The 18214-nt window shown below is 35.5% G+C and carries 17 protein-coding genes and 1 tRNA gene; 12 read left to right on the forward strand and 6 right to left on the reverse strand.

Annotated features, from left to right (window positions below; genetic code table 11):
* Window positions 1-137 precede the first annotated feature (137 nt).
* Window positions 138-893, forward strand: coding sequence for an alpha/beta fold hydrolase (locus A9G36_RS09210; protein WP_034943749.1), 756 nt, complete (start codon window positions 138-140; stop codon window positions 891-893).
* A gap of 31 nt (window positions 894-924) precedes the next feature.
* On the opposite strand, the gene A9G36_RS09215 is transcribed toward A9G36_RS09210, so the two are convergent.
* From A9G36_RS09215 to A9G36_RS09230, 4 genes are read right to left on the reverse strand one after another with little or no spacing between them, the layout of a single operon-like run.
* Window positions 925-1248, reverse strand: coding sequence for a type IV pilus modification PilV family protein (locus tag A9G36_RS09215; RefSeq protein ID WP_051825032.1), 324 nt, complete (start codon window positions 1246-1248; stop codon window positions 925-927).
* Window positions 1241-1678 carry a DUF2509 family protein gene (locus A9G36_RS09220; RefSeq protein ID WP_034943747.1) on the reverse strand — a complete coding sequence of 146 codons (438 nt, stop codon included), beginning with the start codon at window positions 1676-1678 and terminating at the stop codon, window positions 1241-1243. Before A9G36_RS09220 ends, A9G36_RS09215 begins: the two co-directional genes overlap by 8 nt.
* On the reverse strand, window positions 1662-2261 hold the full coding sequence (locus A9G36_RS09225) for a prepilin peptidase-dependent protein (protein WP_141670706.1): 600 nt from the start codon (window positions 2259-2261) through the stop codon (window positions 1662-1664). The genes A9G36_RS09220 and A9G36_RS09225 overlap by 17 nt, the downstream gene beginning before the upstream one ends.
* Window positions 2219-2695, reverse strand: a complete 477-nt coding sequence (locus A9G36_RS09230; protein ID WP_034943739.1) for a hypothetical protein — start codon at window positions 2693-2695, stop codon at window positions 2219-2221. Before A9G36_RS09230 ends, A9G36_RS09225 begins: the two co-directional genes overlap by 43 nt.
* Window positions 2696-2921: 226 nt before the next feature.
* On the opposite strand from A9G36_RS09230, the gene dapD reads away from it, so the two are divergent.
* The 3 genes from dapD to A9G36_RS09245 all read left to right on the forward strand — a co-directional run bounded on the left by dapD (window position 2922) and on the right by A9G36_RS09245 (window position 6979).
* Window positions 2922-3746 (forward strand): 2,3,4,5-tetrahydropyridine-2,6-dicarboxylate N-succinyltransferase, encoded by an 825-nt coding sequence (gene dapD / locus A9G36_RS09235; RefSeq protein ID WP_034943736.1) that lies wholly within the window; start codon window positions 2922-2924, stop codon window positions 3744-3746.
* A 102-nt stretch (window positions 3747-3848) separates the two neighbouring features.
* On the forward strand, window positions 3849-4340 hold the full coding sequence (locus A9G36_RS09240) for a YajQ family cyclic di-GMP-binding protein (protein WP_034943734.1): 492 nt from the start codon (window positions 3849-3851) through the stop codon (window positions 4338-4340).
* A gap of 491 nt (window positions 4341-4831) precedes the next feature.
* Window positions 4832-6979, forward strand: coding sequence for a carbon starvation CstA family protein (locus A9G36_RS09245; RefSeq protein WP_141670382.1), 2148 nt, complete (start codon window positions 4832-4834; stop codon window positions 6977-6979).
* A gap of 304 nt (window positions 6980-7283) precedes the next feature.
* Here the strand turns inward: A9G36_RS09245 and A9G36_RS09250 are convergent, their stop codons facing one another.
* Window positions 7284-7745 (reverse strand): NfeD family protein, encoded by a 462-nt coding sequence (locus A9G36_RS09250; RefSeq protein ID WP_218055783.1) that lies wholly within the window; start codon window positions 7743-7745, stop codon window positions 7284-7286.
* 108 nt (window positions 7746-7853) lie between these two features.
* Window positions 7854-8762 (reverse strand): SPFH domain-containing protein, encoded by a 909-nt coding sequence (locus A9G36_RS09255; RefSeq protein WP_065569392.1) that lies wholly within the window; start codon window positions 8760-8762, stop codon window positions 7854-7856.
* 382 nt (window positions 8763-9144) lie between these two features.
* Between A9G36_RS09255 and A9G36_RS09260 the strand changes: the two genes are divergently transcribed.
* The 8 genes from A9G36_RS09260 to nusA all read left to right on the forward strand — a co-directional run bounded on the left by A9G36_RS09260 (window position 9145) and on the right by nusA (window position 18199).
* On the forward strand, window positions 9145-10707 hold the full coding sequence (locus A9G36_RS09260; protein WP_065585654.1) for an anthranilate synthase component 1: 1563 nt from the start codon (window positions 9145-9147) through the stop codon (window positions 10705-10707).
* A complete protein-coding gene (gene trpD, locus A9G36_RS09265; protein WP_065569390.1) occupies window positions 10707-12338 on the forward strand; it encodes a bifunctional anthranilate synthase glutamate amidotransferase component TrpG/anthranilate phosphoribosyltransferase TrpD in 1632 nt (543 codons plus the stop codon). Before A9G36_RS09260 ends, trpD begins: the two co-directional genes overlap by 1 nt.
* Before the next feature lie 15 nt (window positions 12339-12353).
* Window positions 12354-13736, forward strand: a complete 1383-nt coding sequence (gene trpCF / locus A9G36_RS09270; protein ID WP_065585655.1) for a bifunctional indole-3-glycerol-phosphate synthase TrpC/phosphoribosylanthranilate isomerase TrpF — start codon at window positions 12354-12356, stop codon at window positions 13734-13736.
* Between the two features lie 26 nt (window positions 13737-13762).
* Window positions 13763-14956, forward strand: coding sequence for a tryptophan synthase subunit beta (gene trpB / locus A9G36_RS09275; protein ID WP_034943712.1), 1194 nt, complete (start codon window positions 13763-13765; stop codon window positions 14954-14956).
* Window positions 14953-15759 carry a tryptophan synthase subunit alpha gene (trpA, locus tag A9G36_RS09280; RefSeq protein ID WP_065569388.1) on the forward strand — a complete coding sequence of 269 codons (807 nt, stop codon included), beginning with the start codon at window positions 14953-14955 and terminating at the stop codon, window positions 15757-15759. The genes trpB and trpA overlap by 4 nt, the downstream gene beginning before the upstream one ends.
* A 218-nt stretch (window positions 15760-15977) precedes the next feature.
* Window positions 15978-16054: transfer RNA gene (locus tag A9G36_RS09285), tRNA-Met, on the forward strand.
* A 190-nt stretch (window positions 16055-16244) separates the two neighbouring features.
* Window positions 16245-16706, forward strand: a complete 462-nt coding sequence (gene rimP, locus A9G36_RS09290; protein ID WP_034944727.1) for a ribosome maturation factor RimP — start codon at window positions 16245-16247, stop codon at window positions 16704-16706.
* Window positions 16707-16723: 17 nt separating this feature from the next.
* Window positions 16724-18199, forward strand: a complete 1476-nt coding sequence (gene nusA, locus A9G36_RS09295) for a transcription termination factor NusA (protein ID WP_065569387.1) — start codon at window positions 16724-16726, stop codon at window positions 18197-18199.
* The last annotated feature ends 15 nt before the right edge of the window (window positions 18200-18214 follow it).

Genomic DNA, 18214 nt, shown 5'->3' on the forward strand with positions numbered 1-18214 from the left:
ATTATATTAACAATATTTGAAAACTTTCTCTGGATTTTATCATACTTATGTCTATTTGGGTTATTGAATTAGTCGCTTATGTATTGGTAATATTTACATCCCTTTGAAAATTTTATAATCAACTATCGAGTAGCACAATGAAATTAAACTATAAGTTACAAGGTGAAGGACAACCAATTATATTTATGCACGGTGTTTTTGGCAGTTTAGACAATTTGAACATGTTAGCAAAAGATTTTGTATCCAATTATCAAACCATTCAAGTTGATTTGCGTAATCATGGTCATTCACCTTGGTCAGATAAAATGAATTATCAGGTTATGGCTGAAGATGTTGCTGAACTTTGTGATGCTTTGAAATTAAAAGATGTGATTTTAATTGGTCACTCAATGGGAGGAAAGGTTGCTCTGCAGTTATCGCAAGTGTTTCCCACTATTATTCAAAAACTTGGAATAATCGATATTGCGCCAATAAAATATGCTCGTTCACCTAATGCCATTATTTTAAGGGCATTAATGTATTGCCTTTCAAACAAGATCACTGATAAAAAACAAATCATTAATGTGATGAAACAAGCTGGAATTAATGATGCTGTGATCCTTTTCTTACTGAAATCGTTTAAAGACCAACATTGGTTATTTAATATTGAAGCTATTAATAATCAATATAGCCACATCTGTGATTGGCAATCTATTTCACCTTGTTTAATTCCTACATTATTCATAAGAGGCGGTAATTCTCCTTACGTTGCTGATGAGTATTATGAAGCGATTTCCGCACAGTTTCCTCTTTCTAAAATTGAGGTTGTTGATGGTGCTGGTCATAATGTTCATGCGGAAAAAACAGGGGAAGTATTACAATTGTTACATCATTGGTTAGAATATAACAGCTAAATTAACTAATGATAATAATTGAATAAGTATATTAATTACAAATTAAACGTTGCTGTTGCGTTTGTTTCTTATAAGGTGTGGTTATCTTTACAATAATAAGTTTACATTGGTTATTATATGGGGTGATTTTGATATTATATTGCCAATCAGAAGGGACTAAATAATCAGCTGTTTGGGGGTAACTATCAAGCAGCTGAAAAGCAATTTGTGCTGCTTGTAATCTGTTTGTAAAAAAGTGGTATTTTTTTAACATTATTTGCTGATATTTTGTAAGACCAAGCAAAACAATGGCAAAAAGTAATGACGCTATCATGATTTCAATTAAGCTCAATCCTGCATCCTTTTGGTTATTCACAATCGCTATTCCTTTTTTCAGGGCAATAATCTAGCCAATGGCCTTTTTCGACAAGTAATTTGTGATTATCATAATGTGCTAGCATATAAAGAGAAAAATCATCGGCTTCACCTCGGATTAATGTGTAATTGTCTATTTTTAATAGTGATAATTTGATACATACTCTTAAGTGCAATATTGGCTCGGTTTTACATTGCCAATGATTAGAAGGCGGTTGCCAATCTTGTGTTACAGCCCAATTGAGTGAAGAGCTTGCTTGATTATATTGCTGATAATAATGTTGTTCTATTATGGTTGATTTTTTCCATGAGTTCGCCAAGAAGTCCAAACCAGTTAATAAAGTTAAACCAATTATCATTAAAATTATTACCATGGCAATTGCGCTCAATCCCAAGATAGAAATATTTTTTTGTTTAATTTGAATTTTCATTTTTGATAATTTTAGTTATTTCATACTTAATTTGTTCATGTTTTTTTAATTCAGCAGCTAAAAATATTTTGATAGTGTGTGTTTGTTGTTTAATCAAAAATTTAGTGATTCTAATTTCAGCAGGATCGAATATCCTTTGCCAGTTAGTGCCTTGGCAATCAATTGCCCCTGTTTTGTATTCAAGATTATTTTTATAGTATCGAAAGGTAAATATATCTGAATTATTGAGGTGAATAGAGTCATAAACCCATTCATGGCGACTTTTGCTATCGTATCGGATTATGATGCAATTTTGTTGTTGATTTATTTCTATAGCCTTTACTTTTGTTGAAGTAGGATGGTTAGCAATAAAGCCTGCGCGTTTTATGTCTTTAGATAATCCAGACAAAGCGTGATTAATGGTTTGTTGTAAATGCATCATTTGATAATATTTCTGGCTGTTTATTTGTAGCTGAGAATAAAAAGATGCGCTGCCAATGATAATTAAACTCGATAACATAACACTTATTAACATTTCAAGAAGCGAGAAACCTGATGTTTTTAGCATGGCGGTAAACCAGATAAATAGCTTTTTTGGTGGCAAAAACGAACACGCCCACGAAAGGAGATTAACACTTTTGTTTCGCCAGTTTCATTTTTAAGTTGAAATGATGCGGTTTGTGCCATATTTCGACGTCCCCAAAATGCAAGCGTTTTTTTATCTGTTAACCCACTGATTGTAACTGAGTTGTTTGGTTTGATAAATTGAAACTCTCCTTGATTACAAGTAGTTGGGCGTTCTCCTTCACTAATTGATAAACACCAAGGGGATAAAAAAAGATAAATGTTGTAGGTTTTATTATTGGTATAAGCTTTAAACTGAGCTTCATTTAAAAAATAGGCTAGCTGTTTTGTTGTTGTCATTAGTTCATTACGAAGATGTAACGTTTTCCAATGAGATATACCGATTGAAATCATAATGGCACTTATGCAAATAATCACTAAAAGCTCTAATAATGAAAATCCCGAATTTTGCATAAATTTTTCTTTATTAAAAATGATGATATAGCTGTTATTGTAACTGCTAGTTGATTAATGTTATTTTTAGAAGATAAAGTTGGGCTTCGTTTCACAGATATTTTTGTTTTTTTTCAAGTAAAATAGTGGGGATATGATAAACGCACTTAAAAAGTACTGATTATTATATTATACTGTGGATCTATTTATATTACCTAATGGGCTTATAAGTTAAAGGAAACTTGAGATGCAACAACTACAAACTATTATTGAAGCAGCATTTGAACGCCGCGCTGAAATTACACCTTCCAATGTCGATACAGTAACCCGTGATGCAATTAATCAATCTATTGATTTATTAGATAGCGGTAAGATGCGTGTCGCTGAAAAAATCAATGGTGATTGGGTAACTCATCAATGGTTAAAAAAAGCTGTTTTGCTCTCTTTCCGTATTAACGAAAACCAACTGATTGATGGCGGTCCGACTAATTATTATGACAAAGTGCCATTAAAATTTGCTGAATATGATGCAGCAAGATTCCAACAAGAAGGTTTCCGTGTTGTTCCATCAGCTATTGCTCGTAAAGGTGCCTATGTTGCTCGGAATACTGTATTGATGCCATCTTATGTCAATATTGGTGCTTATGTCGATGAAGGTACGATGGTAGATACATGGGTAACTGTTGGTTCTTGTGCACAAATTGGTAAAAATGTGCATTTATCAGGTGGTGTAGGTATTGGTGGTGTCTTAGAACCACTTCAAGCAAATCCAACCATTATTGAAGACAACTGTTTTATCGGTGCACGTAGTGAAATTGTTGAAGGCGTAATTGTCGAAGAAGGCAGTGTGATTTCAATGGGTGTATTTATTGGTCAAAGTACCAAAATTTATGACCGTGCTACAGGTGAAGTTTATTATGGACGTGTACCAGCAGGTTCTGTGGTTGTTTCTGGTAACTTGCCAACGAAAGATGGTAAATATAGTCTTTATTGTGCGGTTATTGTGAAAAAAGTGGATGCTAAAACATTAGGTAAAGTAGGTATTAATGAATTGCTTCGTACTATCGACTAATTCACACTTATATTTTAAAGTCGCCTAATTATTGTTAGGCGGCAATTATTCTATTTATTAATTAGATAATTTAGATTTATAACCATTAGAAGAGGAGAATTTATGCCTTCTTTTGATATTGTTTCAGAAATTCAAATGCCTGAAGTTAAAAATGGTGTTGAAAATGCCACTCGAGAGTTAGCTACTCGCTGGGATTTTAAAAACGTTGAAGCATCGTTTGAATTAAATGAAAAAAATGAAACAATTAAAGTAACAAGCCAATCTGATTTCCAAGTACAGCAATTACTTGATATTCTACGTGATAAGCTGGCTAAACGTGGTATTGATGGAGGCGCGCTTGAAATTCCTGAAGAAATGGAACATAGCGGTAAATTTTATAGCGTTACAGTTAAACTTAAGCAGGGTATTGATAAAGAGTTGGCTAAGAAAATTGTCAAACTGATCAAAGACAGTAAGCTTAAAGTTCAAGCACAAGTCCAAGGTGAGCAGGTTCGTGTAACGGGTAAATCTCGTGATGATTTGCAAGCCGTTATAGCGTTAGTTAAAAATGGTGAATTAGGACAGCCGTTTCAATTTACTAACTTTAGAGACTAATTTTTTCAATAATAATTTGCCGATATTCATCGGCGATTTTCCTTTCAAAATCCATCATGCAAACCGAAAACTAGTTTTAGGATAGTGTCATTCCATTATAATAATTTTATAGCAATAAAATTGTGTTGTTTTATATGCTAAAAGAATTTAATTGTTGATAACTACTGTTGTAAATAACGAGATTTTTAATAATGAAAGCATTATGTTATTAACCTATATCTTCACTTAACGATCATAAATGTTAACCATGATAAAAATATGATATGGAGCTGTTTGTTAATACTCGTGCAATTCAGAACCTATATTAGGTATAGACGCTATGTTTTCTGATAATTATTTACATTGAAAAGAAGTGGAAGGTATTACTTAGTGTCTTTTTTTATGAAAAAATTTACAGTTATTGACTGTAGCTTACCATTTTGATTTTTATTATTTTAATTTAATGGTTATTATAATGTTAACAAATCCTAAAAATAACAAAGAGAATCATTATGAATAATAAAGCTTTTAAGCATATTCCATGGATCGTTCTAGCCTTTATTGGTGCATGTTGTTTAGCTGTCGTTGCATTACGGCGAGGTGAGCATGTTAGTGCCCTTTGGATTGTTGCTGCTTCAGTTTCGATCTACCTTGTTGCCTATCGATATTACAGTATGTATATTGCCAAAAGCGTCATGCGGTTAGATCCAACTCGCGCAACGCCAGCGGTCATTAATAATGATGGTTTAAATTATGTTCCAACAAATAAATATGTATTATTTGGACACCATTTTGCCGCAATTGCTGGTGCAGGTCCATTAGTTGGTCCGGTACTAGCGGCACAAGTCGGTTATTTACCCGGCACACTTTGGTTACTTGCTGGTGTTGTTTTTGCAGGTGCGGTACAAGACTTTATGGTGTTGTTTTTATCATCTCGCCGAAATGGCTCTTCCTTAGGGGAAATGATTAAAGAAGAAATGGGATCTATTCCCGGTACCATTGCATTATTTGGTTGTTTCTTAATTATGCTAATCATATTGGCAGTATTAGCGCTTATTGTTGTTAAAGCACTGGCTGAAAGTCCATGGGGAGTATTTACTGTTTGTTCAACTGTTCCAATCGCTTTATTTATGGGAATCTATATGAGATTCCTAAGACCAGGTCGTGTAGGTGAAGTGTCTATTATTGGTATTGTATTGCTTATTTTATCTATTTGGTTTGGTGGTGTTATAGCGCATGATCCTTACTGGGGACCGGCATTAACATTTAAAGCAACTACTATCACTTATGCATTAATAGGTTATGCTCTAGTGTCTGCAATGTTACCTGTATGGCTAATTTTGGCACCACGTGATTATTTAGCAACATTCTTAAAGATTGGTGTGATTGTTGGTTTAGCTATTGGTATTGTGATTTTAAATCCTGACTTAAAAATGCCTGATATCACCAAATATATTGATGGTAGTGGACCAGTTTGGAAAGGTTCATTATTCCCATTTTTATTTATTACTATTGCTTGTGGTGCGGTTTCAGGTTTCCATGCATTAATCTCTTCAGGTACGACACCAAAATTGCTAGCTAATGAAACTGATGCGCGTTTTATTGGTTATGGCGCAATGTTAATGGAATCTTTCGTAGCAATGATGGCACTAGTTGCAGCATCAATTATTGAACCGGGACTTTATTTTGCAATGAATACTCCTCCTTCTGCTTTAGGTATCACTATGCCCGATCTTCATAAGCTAGGTACAGATGATGCACCGATGATCATGGAGCAATTAAAAAACGTGACGGCACATGCTGCCGCTACTGTAAGTTCTTGGGGATTTGTTATCTCTCCTGAAGATATTTTGCAAACGGCAAAAGATATTGGTGAACCATCAGTACTTAATCGTGCTGGCGGAGCCCCGACTTTAGCTGTGGGTATTGCTTATGTATTCCACCAAATTATCCCAGGCGCAAATATGGGCTTTTGGTACCATTTTGGTATTTTGTTTGAAGCGCTATTTATTTTAACCGCACTTGATGCAGGTACTCGTTCTGGACGCTTTATGCTACAAGATTTATTAGGTAATTTTGTTCCATTTTTGAAAAAAACAGACTCGCTTATTGCAGGTTTTATTGGTACGTTAGGTTGTGTAGGCTTATGGGGATATTTACTCTATCAAGGCGTTGTTGATCCATTAGGTGGTGTTAAAAGCTTGTGGCCACTATTTGGAATTTCTAATCAAATGTTAGCTGCAGTTGCATTAGTTTTAGCAACCGTTGTATTAATTAAAATGAAACGTGCGCAATATATTTGGGTAACTATTATTCCTGCTATCTGGTTGTTAATTTGTACCACTTGGGCTCTTGCTTTGAAGTTATTCAGTCAGGATCCAAAACTAGAAGGGTTCTTCTATTTAGCGAAGGAATATAATCGTCGCATTACGCAAGGTAGTAATTTAACGCCACATCAGATCGATAATATGCATCACATTGTTATTAATAATTATACCAATGCCGGTTTAAGTATTTTATTCTTATTGGTTGTTTACAGTATTATCTTTTTTGGTATTAAAACAGCACTGAAAGTACGTAATAATAAACAAAGAACCGATAAAGAAACTGCTTATGTCCCCATTCCTGAAGGTGGCGTAAAGACGTCAATGTCACATTAGTGAATACTTAAAAGGTGCTTATAAGCACCTTTTATTGTAATGAATTTTTGATTTTATTTTTTTCAACAAAATAGCTAAATTGTATTTTTTAAGATGTCATGCTTCAATTGAGCTCAGCAGTCTAATGGCATCATTTATCATTAGCCAGCTTATATTACTATAAATTATTTATCCAACGATAATAAGAACATTAAAATAACAAATTATTTTTTATAAAACTTAATGATTTTTTTAATATTGCACAATTTAGATTTAATAAAATAAGGCGCACCTTTTGTCGAATTAAATAAATAACATTTCTTTATTATACTATTGGTTCAACGCTTAACATTATTCCATCTACAGCAATAATTATTACTGATTGGCCAACTTTTAAATCTTTATCACATCTTGCAGACCATGTTCCATCTTTGATTTTTACTCGTCCTGAACCATTGACAATAGCATCAGTAACAATAGTTTTAATACCAATTAAATCTTGTTGTGGCTGATTGATTTTGCCTTTGCTTGATTTATCTTTTCCTTGCTTTTTGAGCCAAACCCACCAAAGGTAAGCTGATACAAGCGTTAGAATTGCAAATAAGATCCACAAAAGTGGCCAAGAAAGAGGTAAAATCCAAGCAATTAAACCAACAATAATGGCTGCGATCCCACTCCAAAGCCCGTATCCGCCGGTACCCAGCAATTCTATAATCAGCAAAATACCGCCTAAAGCAATAAATACCCAATGAGGTGAATTATAAAAAACCATAAAAAAATCATTCATTATCAATTACCTTTAAAATTTATTCAGTAAAAACCTTAAACATAGCGTTTATAGATTTTGTCAAAAAGTTTTAAGAAAACACTATGTTTAAGTATAAAAATTGATTTTTTATTTCGTATTTTTTATTAATTCAGCAATACCGCCAATGCTACCCATTAAACTTGAGGCATCAAGTGGCATCATAATAACTTTACTGTTATCAGATGAGCCAATTTGTTGTAACGCTTCAGTATATTTTTGGGCAACAAAGTAATTAATTGCATTAATATTACCTGCAGCAATAGCATCGGATACCATTTGAGTTGCTCTTGCTTCGGCTTCGGCTGCACGCTCACGCGCTTCGGCTTGTAAAAAGGCAGATTGTCTTTCACCTTCTGCTTTTAAAATTTCAGATTGTTTTTCACCTTCAGAGCGTAAAATCGCTGCTTGGCGAACACCTTCCGCTTCAAGAATTTCAGCACGTTTATTACGTTCTGCTTTCATTTGCGCGTTCATCGCTGCAATCAATTCAGCAGGTGGGCGAACATCTCGAATTTCGATACGGGTAATTTTGATTCCCCATGGACTAGTTGCATCATCAACAATACTTAGTAACTTAGAGTTAATATGATCACGTTGTGATAACATTTCATCTAATTCCATGCTACCTAAAACAGTACGAATATTAGTCATCATTAAATTAATTACTGCACGCTCTAATTGATTGACTTGGTATGCAGCTCTAGCTGCTTCTTGTACTTGAATAAAGCAAACCGCATCAATTTGCACATTAGCATTATCTTTTGAAATGACTTCTTGTGATGGAATATCGAGTACTTGCTCCATCATATTAATTTTACGACCAACACCATCCATAAATGGAATAATGATATTTAAACCGGGTTCAAGTGTATGGGTATATTTACCAAAACGTTCAATAGTATATTGGTATCCTTGAGGAACAATTGTTATGGCCTTTAAAACAGTAGTTAACGCAAGTAAAACGATAACGCCGATGACTATATAAAATACAGACATAGTACAAAATCCTTATAATTTTTTATAATAAAAATGAGCTAATCATTTTATAGGTTATTGAATTTTTTTGCTAGTTATAAATGAAAAGGCTTATTCACGTCCATTTTCAAGTTTATTTTTAAGAATAAATAATTTCTTGACAATGTGCTATTGAACTAGTTTAATAGTACATAATTTATTTTAAACCGATAAAAATGATGATAGCACAATATTTACATTTTATTACTCGTCAATTCACTAGTTTTGGTTGGTGGTGCATTACTTTTTGTGGGTGATGTGATGATATATTGTTTTTTTACAAAACCCGCTTTATGCGGGTTTTTTAGTTTCTGGATGTTAAACGAATCAGTCTAAATAAAAATTTAAATGTAGAGAGCAAACAATGAATAAGCCAATATTAACTCAGATAACCAAGACGATAGGTTATTATCAAGATCCAACTCAAGTGTTTTATCAATTGTGTGATAATAAACCGGCAACGTTGTTACTAGAATCAGCCGAAATTGATAATAAGCAAGGAATTAAAAGTGTCATGATTGTCGATAGTGCATTACGTATTTCGGCAATAAATAATGAAGTGACTTTTAAAGCATTGACTACAAATGGTGAAAAGCTATTACCTTTATTACAACAGGCTTTTACAGACAAGTTAGATAATGTACAAGTGGATGAACAAACACTTAAATTGGTATTTCCTTCTATTGATAGTATGCAAGATGAAGATTCAAGATTAAAGTCACTATCAGTTTTTGATGCATTACGCACACTATTGACTATAGTAGATACCCCTGAACAATGTGGTCAAGATGCGATTTTTGTTGGTGGGCTATTTTGTTACGATCTTGTAGCTGGGTTTGAAAACTTACCTAATTTACCTACAGAGCAGCGTTGTCAAGATTTCTGTTTTTATTTAGCTGAAACAATATTAGAAATAAATCATAAAGATCATAAATCCATTTTAAAAACGACGGTTTTCACTTCTGATTTAAAAGAAACTGAGCGCTTAACACAACGGTTAGCTAATTTACAAGCAACATTAAATAGCCCAATGAAAGCCATTCATACTCAGTCCCTTGCTAATATCGATGTGACATGTAATAAAAGTGATGATGATTTCAATACAGTTATCAAAAAAATGCAAGATGCAATTGAGCAGGGGGAGATTTTTCAAGCAGTACCTTCACGGCGTTTTAAATTGCCTTGCCCTGAGCCATTATCGGCTTATCAGATATTAAAAAACAATAATCCAAGCCCTTACATGTTTTATATGCAAGATAGTGATTTTGTGTTATTTGGCGCCTCACCTGAAAGTGCACTTAAGTATACTAAAGCAACTAATCAAGTTGAAATCTACCCAATTGCCGGTACTCGTCCACGTGGATTAACTACAAATGGTGAAATTGATTTTGATTTAGATAGTAGGTTAGAACTTGAAATGCGCACCGATAAAAAAGAACTAGCCGAACACTTAATGTTAGTTGATTTAGCACGCAACGATTTAGCGCGTATCTGTAAACCCGGTACCCGTTATACCAAAGATTTGTTAAAAGTGGATCGTTACTCTTTTGTGATGCATTTAGTTTCACGTGTGGTTGGGCAGTTACGAAGTGATTTAGATGCGCTCCATGCTTATCAAGCCACTATGAATATGGGAACATTAACAGGAGCACCCAAAGTTCGTGCGATGCAATTAATTGCTGAATCAGAAAAAGTTAAACGTGGTAGCTATGGTGGTGCTGTTGGCTATTTTACTGCGAATGGCGATCTTGATACCTGTATTGTGATTCGTAGTGCCTATGTCGAAGATGGCATAGCGACAGTACAAGCGGGTAGTGGTGTGGTGCTAGATTCAAAGCCACAATCAGAATCTGATGAATCACGTAATAAAGCACGTGCAGTAATTCGAGCTATCATGGCAGCGCATAATGTAGAAGGTGTATTCTAATGGCTAATATCTTATTTATTGATAATATTGATTCTTTTACTTATAACTTGGTCGATCAATTACGTAATAGTAAGCATTGTGTGACGATTTATCGAAATACTATACCTGCAAATGTAATTATTGAAAAATTGTCACAAATGCAAAACCCTATTTTAATGTTATCACCAGGTCCAGGAGCACCAAGTGACGCTGGATGTATGCCAGAACTGTTAAAACGTTTAAAAGGTAAATTGCCTATTATTGGTATCTGCCTTGGTCATCAAGCGATTGTTGAATCTTATGGTGGCAGTATTGTGCCGGCTGGCGATATTTTGCATGGTAAGGCATCTTTAATTGAGCATGATGAGCAAGCGATGTTTAAAGGATTACCGAATCCGCTACCGGTCGCTCGTTATCACTCTTTAAAAGGTGAAAATATTCCAAAAACACTAACCATCAATGCGCTTTGCAATAATATTGTCATGGCAGTTCGTAATGATGAGGATCGGGTTTGCGGTTTTCAATTTCATCCAGAATCAATATTAACTATTCAAGGTGCAGAATTATTAGAACAAACTATTAAATGGGCACTAAATCCTCCTCAAAAACAAGATAAGCCAAAACAGGAGGCTATTGTTGATAAGCAAGAGTACAATATTCAACCTATTGTTAATAAATTATATTTAGGGCAATCCCTTACACAAGAGGAAAGTAAAATACTATTTAGTTTAATTATCCAAGGTAAGATTGAACCAACTGTATTGGCTACCGCAATAATTAGTATGAAAGTTCGTGGTGAAAAACCGGATGAAATAGCAGGGGCAGCTTTAGCATTGCTTGAGAATGCCGATCTTTTTGATTCTCCAGATTATGATTTTACTGATATTGTTGGTACTGGGGGTGATGGCACCAATAGCATTAACATTTCAACAGCTAGTGCTTTTGTGGCTGCAGCATTAGGTTATAAAGTGGCTAAACATGGTAATCGTGGTGTATCAAGTAAATCAGGCTCTTCCGATGTGCTTTCTGCCTTAGGCATTAAATTAAATATGTCAGCACAAACATCTCGTCAGGCATTAGATGAACTTGGCGTGTGCTTTTTATTTGCCCAGCAATATCATTCAGGTTTTCGCCATGCAGCACCAATACGCCAACAATTAAAAACTCGGACCATTTTTAATGTGTTAGGGCCATTGATTAATCCATCTCGTCCTAAACGTATTTTATTAGGCGTGTATCATCCAGATTTGATCCAACCGATTGCTGAAACATTAAAAATGCTTAATTATAAACATGCTTATGTGGTGCATGGTGCAGGAATGGACGAAGTTGCTATTCATGGTAAAACTGACGTTGCTGAAGTTAAAGATGGTGAAATTCGTTATTTTACGCTTAAACCTGACGATTTTGGCTTGCCAACATTTACCTTAAAAGATATTGAAGGGGGTACACCTGAGCAGAATCGTGATATGTTAATTGCCATTTTACAAGGTTACGGAAAACCAGCACACCAATCAGCAATTGCCGCTAATGTTGCGATGTTAATGAGCTTATTTGGCGAGTCAAATTTAAAACAAAATGCACAACGGGCAATTGAAATGATGCAAAGTGGTAAACCTTATGCATTATTACAACAACTAGCAGCAAGATAATAAGTGGAGAATAATATGGCAATTGCAGCATTAGAAAAAAATGTTGAAATGGCAACAGTATTGAAAAAAATCATTGAAGATAAACAAACATGGTTAACTGAGCAGTTAGCAGTAAAGCCAATTAATACCTTTAAATCAGCGATATTCCCTAGTGATCGCAATTTTTATCAAGCGTTAAATCAACCTAAAACGGTTTTTATTTTAGAGTGTAAAAAAGCGTCGCCATCAAAAGGATTGATTCGGGATGATTTTGATCCAGCCTCTATTGCTAAAGTTTATAAAGATTATGCTTCAGTAGTTTCAGTATTGACTGATGAAAAATATTTTCAAGGTAGCTTTGAATTTTTACCCACAGTTCGTAATCAAGTCACACAACCAGTACTTTGTAAGGACTTTATTATTGATGAATATCAGATCTATTTAGCGCGTTATTATCAAGCAGACGCAGTACTATTAATGCTATCTGTATTAACGGATGATGAATATCGTCATCTAAGTAACATTGCTCATAAGCTCAATATGGGTATATTGACAGAAGCTAGTACTGAAAATGAAGTTGAAAGAGCCATCCAACTGGGGGCGAAAGTAATCGGTATTAATAATCGTAACTTAAGGGATCTAACGGTTGATCTAAATCGGGTAAAAGTCTTAGCCAAATCAATTCCTAACGATCGCATTATTATTAGTGAATCAGGTATTTATACTCACAATCAGGTTAAAGAACTCAGTTGTTTTGCAGATGGATTCTTAATTGGCAGTGCGTTAATGTCTGAACCAAATTTAACTTTGGCAATTCGTAAGGTGATGTTAGGCGAAAATAAAGTCTGTGGCTTAACTCGAACCGAAGATGCTGTTAGTGCTTATCAAGCTGGTGCAGTCTATGGTGGTTTGATTTTTGTTACAAATTCAGCGCGTTATATACAGCCAATTAGGGCTCGAACAGTTATTGTTGCAGCACCACTTAATTGGGTTGGTGTATTTCGAAATGAAGAGATCGAAACAGTAGTTCAAATAACAAAACAGTTATCCTTGTATGCTGTCCAACTTCATGGAAATGAAGATGAAAACTATATCGAAACGTTGCGACAAGAATTACCCAGAACTTGCCAAATTTGGAAAGCATTAAGTATTGGTAGCACCATCCCTAAACATAATAATCCCTTAATCTCACGTTATCTGTTTGATAACGGCGGTGGTGGTACAGGTAAATGTTTTGATTGGACAATGCTATCTAATCACAATTTAAATAATGTCATTTTAGCTGGGGGAATTAACTCAAAAAATATAAAGTCAGCTTTAGCAACAGGAGTGATAGGTGTTGATCTAAACTCTGGTGTTGAAATATCGCCAGGAATTAAAGATAAACAAAAAATCCAAGCTGTATTTGAACAAATTTAATTTTTATTTAAAAAAAAGGAATAGTTATGTCTAAGTTAAATCCTTACTTTGGCGAATTTGGTGGGCAATATGTTCCTCAAATATTAATGCCAGTGCTTGAACAACTTGAAGATGCTTTTATCTCTGCAGTCAACGATCCAAACTTTCAGAAAGAGTTTAACGACTTATTAGTTAACTATGCTGGTAGACCAACAGCATTAACTTTATGTAAAAATCTAACGGCAGGCACCAAAACCAAGCTTTACTTAAAACGAGAAGATTTAGTGCATGGTGGTGCGCACAAAACTAACCAAGTTTTAGGACAAGCATTGCTTGCTAAAAGAATGGGTAAAACTGAAATTATAGCCGAAACAGGTGCAGGGCAACATGGAGTTGCTTCAGCTTTAGCCTGCGCACTACTTGGCTTAAAATGCCGAATTTACATGGGTGCCAAAGATGTTAAACGCCAAGCACCTAACGTATTTAGAATGCGACTGATGGGCGCAACAGTCATCCCAGTTGAAACGGGTTCAGCAACATTAAAAGATGCGTGTAACGAGGCATTACGCGATTGGTCTGGCAGTTATGAGAAAGCGCATTATATGTTAGGTACTGCAGCTGGTCCGCATCCTTTTCCAACAATTGTACGTGAATTTCAACAGATGATCAGCCGTGAAGCTAAACAACAAATCCTTGAAAAAGAAGGACGTTTGCCTGATGCAGTAATTGCATGTGTTGGTGGTGGTTCAAACGCAATTGGTATGTTTGCTAATTTTATTGATGATAAATCCGTCAAATTAATTGGTGTAGAGCCAGGAGGTCATGGGATTGAAAGTGGCAAACATGGAGCTTCGCTAAAACATGGTAAGCTTGGCATCTATTTCGGTATGAAATCGCCGATGATGCAAACGGAAGAAGGACAAATTGAAGAATCTTATTCAATATCGGCAGGGTTAGATTTTCCATCAGTTGGTCCACAGCATGCGTATTTAGATAGTATTGGTCGAGCTGATTATGTGTCAATTACTGATGATGAAGCGCTTGATGCATTTAAAGCGTTATCACGACATGAAGGTATTATTCCTGCGTTAGAATCATCGCATGCATTAGCTTATGCTATGAAAATGATAAAAGAAAATCCAACTAAAGAACAGCTACTAATAGTTAACCTGTCAGGGCGTGGCGATAAAGATATCTTTACCGTTTATGATATTTTAAAAGCAAAAGGAGAAATCGAATGAGCCGTTATCAAAAACTGTTTGCAACATTAACAGCCGAAAAACGAGGCGCTTTTGTTCCTTTTGTTCCAGTCGGTGACCCAACGCCAGAACTGTCATTTAAAATCATTCAAACTTTAATTGAATCTGGCGCTGATGCACTAGAGCTTGGGATCCCATTTTCAGATCCGATGGCCGATGGTCCAACTATTCAAAATGCCAATATTCGGGCATTTAAAGCAGGAATAACAGTTGAAAAGTGTTTTGAAATTTTAACCAATGTCAGAGCACAATACACCAATATTCCAATAGGATTACTTATTTATGCTAATTTAGTTTTCAAAAATGGTATCGACGAATTTTATGCCAAGTGTGCCAAAGCGGGAGTTGATTCAGTATTGATTGCTGATTTGCCAGCTCAATATGCACAAGAATTTACAGTGGCCGCAAAAAAATACAATATAGCGCCAATTTTTATTTGCCCACCTAATGCTGATGATAAAGTCATTCAAAGTATTGCTAAGCAAGGTAAAGGTTATACTTATTTGGTATCACGAGCAGGTGTTACTGGTGCTGAAAATCGAGCTAACAAACCGCTTACCCATCTGATAAAGAAATTAATTGAGTTTGGCGCTCCACCTGCGTTACAAGGGTTTGGTATTTCAGAACCAACTCAAGTTAGCGAAGCGATTAAATCCGGTGCAGTTGGGGCAATTAGCGGATCGGCAACAGTAAAAATTATTGAGAAAAACTTCGACAATCCCGAACAAATGCTTAGCCAATTAGCCAAATTTGTTCAATCAATGAAACAGGCAACTAGCAAGTAATTTATATTACTTTATAGTACTAAATAGTGGGCACAATAATAGACTTGAAAATGAAATTATTGTGCCAATATGAGTTAAACAGTTATGCTTAAGTTAAGTGGTATGTATATTAAAATTGATGTGTAACATATTTTAAATAACTTTAAGTTTACTTATAAAACCAGTGTGATTTGCGGTTGCATTTTATTTAAAATGCCGTATAATTCTCATTCATCTATCGCGGGGTGGAGCAGCTTGGTAGCTCGTCGGGCTCATAACCCGAAGGTCGTTGGTTCAAATCCAGCCCCCGCAACCACTTAAATTTTCATTCATAAACCAATCTACCCTTTTTTATTTATGAAAGTTCGAAACAAGTGGCTTCATTATAGTTAGTATTTAAATGTAAGCCTCGCATGTCGAGGTTTTTTTTCGTGTTATCATTTAAACGTAAGTTTAAAAAATGTTGGGCTTTATGCCCTTTTTTATTTTCTGCAGTGGAGGTTTGTTTGGCTAATATAGAACAACAATTAACCGGCATTATCCAAGAACCAGTTAATGCACTTGGTTTTGAATTAGTCGGGGTTGAATATAGTCGTGGTCGTTACCCTATACTACGAGTCTATATCGATAGTGAAAATGGTATAACGGTTGATGATTGTGCTGATGTTAGCCGACAAATCAGTGCAGTTCTTGATGTTGAAGACCCTATCAAAGATGCTTACAATCTTGAAGTTTCATCGCCAGGAATGGACAGGCCGTTATTTACGCTTGAACATTACCAGCGTTTTATCGGCGAAGAAGTCACAGTGAGTCTACGTATTCCTGTTGCTAACCGTCGCAAATGGAAAGGACGAATTAAGTCTATCGACGGTGAAATGGTTACATTAACTGTCGATGATAATGATGAAGTGTTTGCTTTTAGTAATGTACAAAAAGCAAATATTGTACCTAATTTTAACCTTAAATAGAGTACGGATGTAAAAGGATGAATAAAGAAATTTTAGCTGTTGTTGAAGCTGTATCAAACGAAAAAGCGCTTACGCGCGACAAAATTTTCGAAGCACTAGAAACGGCATTAGCAACGGCCACTAAAAAGAAACACGCTGTTGATATTGACGTTATCGTAAAAATAGACCATAAAACAGGTGATTACGATACGTTCCGACGTTGGTTAGTTGTTAATGAAGTAACCCAACCAACCAAAGAAATGACAATAGATGCTGCACAATACGAAGATTCAAACGTAAAAATTGGTGATTATGTTCAAGAACAAATTGAATCTGTTGCCTTTGATCGTATTACTACGCAAACCGCAAAACAAGTGATCGTGCAAAAAGTCCGCGAAGCGGAGCGTGCCATGGTGATTGACATGTTTAGAAATCGTCTCGGCGATATTGTGACAGGAATCGTCAAAAAAACGAATCGTGATAGTGTGATTCTTGATTTAGGCAATAATGCTGATGCAATGATGTCACGCCATGATATGTTACCACGTGAAAACTTTCGCATCGGTGATCGTGTTCGAGGCATTTTATATCTTATTGAACAAGATAATAAACCTGCGCAACTTTGCCTCAGTCGTTCAAACCCTGAAATGATGGAAGAGCTATTTCGTATTGAAGTGCCTGAAATTGGCGAAGAGACGATTGACATTAAGGGGGTAGCTCGCGATCCTGGTTCGCGTGCTAAAATTGCGGTAAGCAGTAATGACCGCCGTATTGATCCCGTTGGTGCTTGTGTGGGAATGCGTGGTGCACGTGTTCAAGCCGTATCCAATGAGTTTGGTGGCGAGCGCATCGATATAGTTTTATGGGACGATAACCCAGCACAATACGTTATTAATGCCATGGCGCCAGCAGATGTTGTTTCCATTGTTGTTGATGAAGACAAACATACCATGGATGTAGCGGTTAATGCTGAAACCTTACCGCAAGCGATTGGTAGAAATGGACAAAATATCCGTTTAGCATCTCAGCTTACAGGTTGGACTTTAAATGTTATGAGCACCGAAGACTTGCAAGAAAAACATCATGCAGAGTCTTTTGCTGCAATCAATAATCTAATGAAGCATCTTGATATTGATGAGGAATTAGCAAAGTTATTGGTTGAAGAAGGCTTTACTTCTTTAGAAGAGCTTGCTTATGTGCCTGTTGATGAGTTGCTTGAAATTGAAGATCTTGATGAAGATTTGGTTGAAGCGTTAAGAAATCGAGCTAAAGATGCGTTAACAACAATAGCATTAGCAAATAGTGGCGATAAACGACCAGCCCAAGATTTATTAAATCTACCAGGAATGACACAAGAGTTAGCCTATCAATTAGCACAACATGATGTAATTACTTTGGAAGATTTAGCTGAACAAGGTACTGATGATCTAGTGGGGATAGACAGTTTAACAAGTAAACAAGCTGGCGATTTTATTATGGCTGCACGTAATATTTGTTGGTTTGCAAATGAATAATTGAGGGAAAGCAAT

This window comes from Gilliamella sp. Choc6-1 (genome assembly GCF_001690385.1).
In the GTDB taxonomy this organism is placed as follows: Bacteria; Pseudomonadota; Gammaproteobacteria; order Enterobacterales; family Orbaceae; genus Gilliamella; species Gilliamella apicola_A.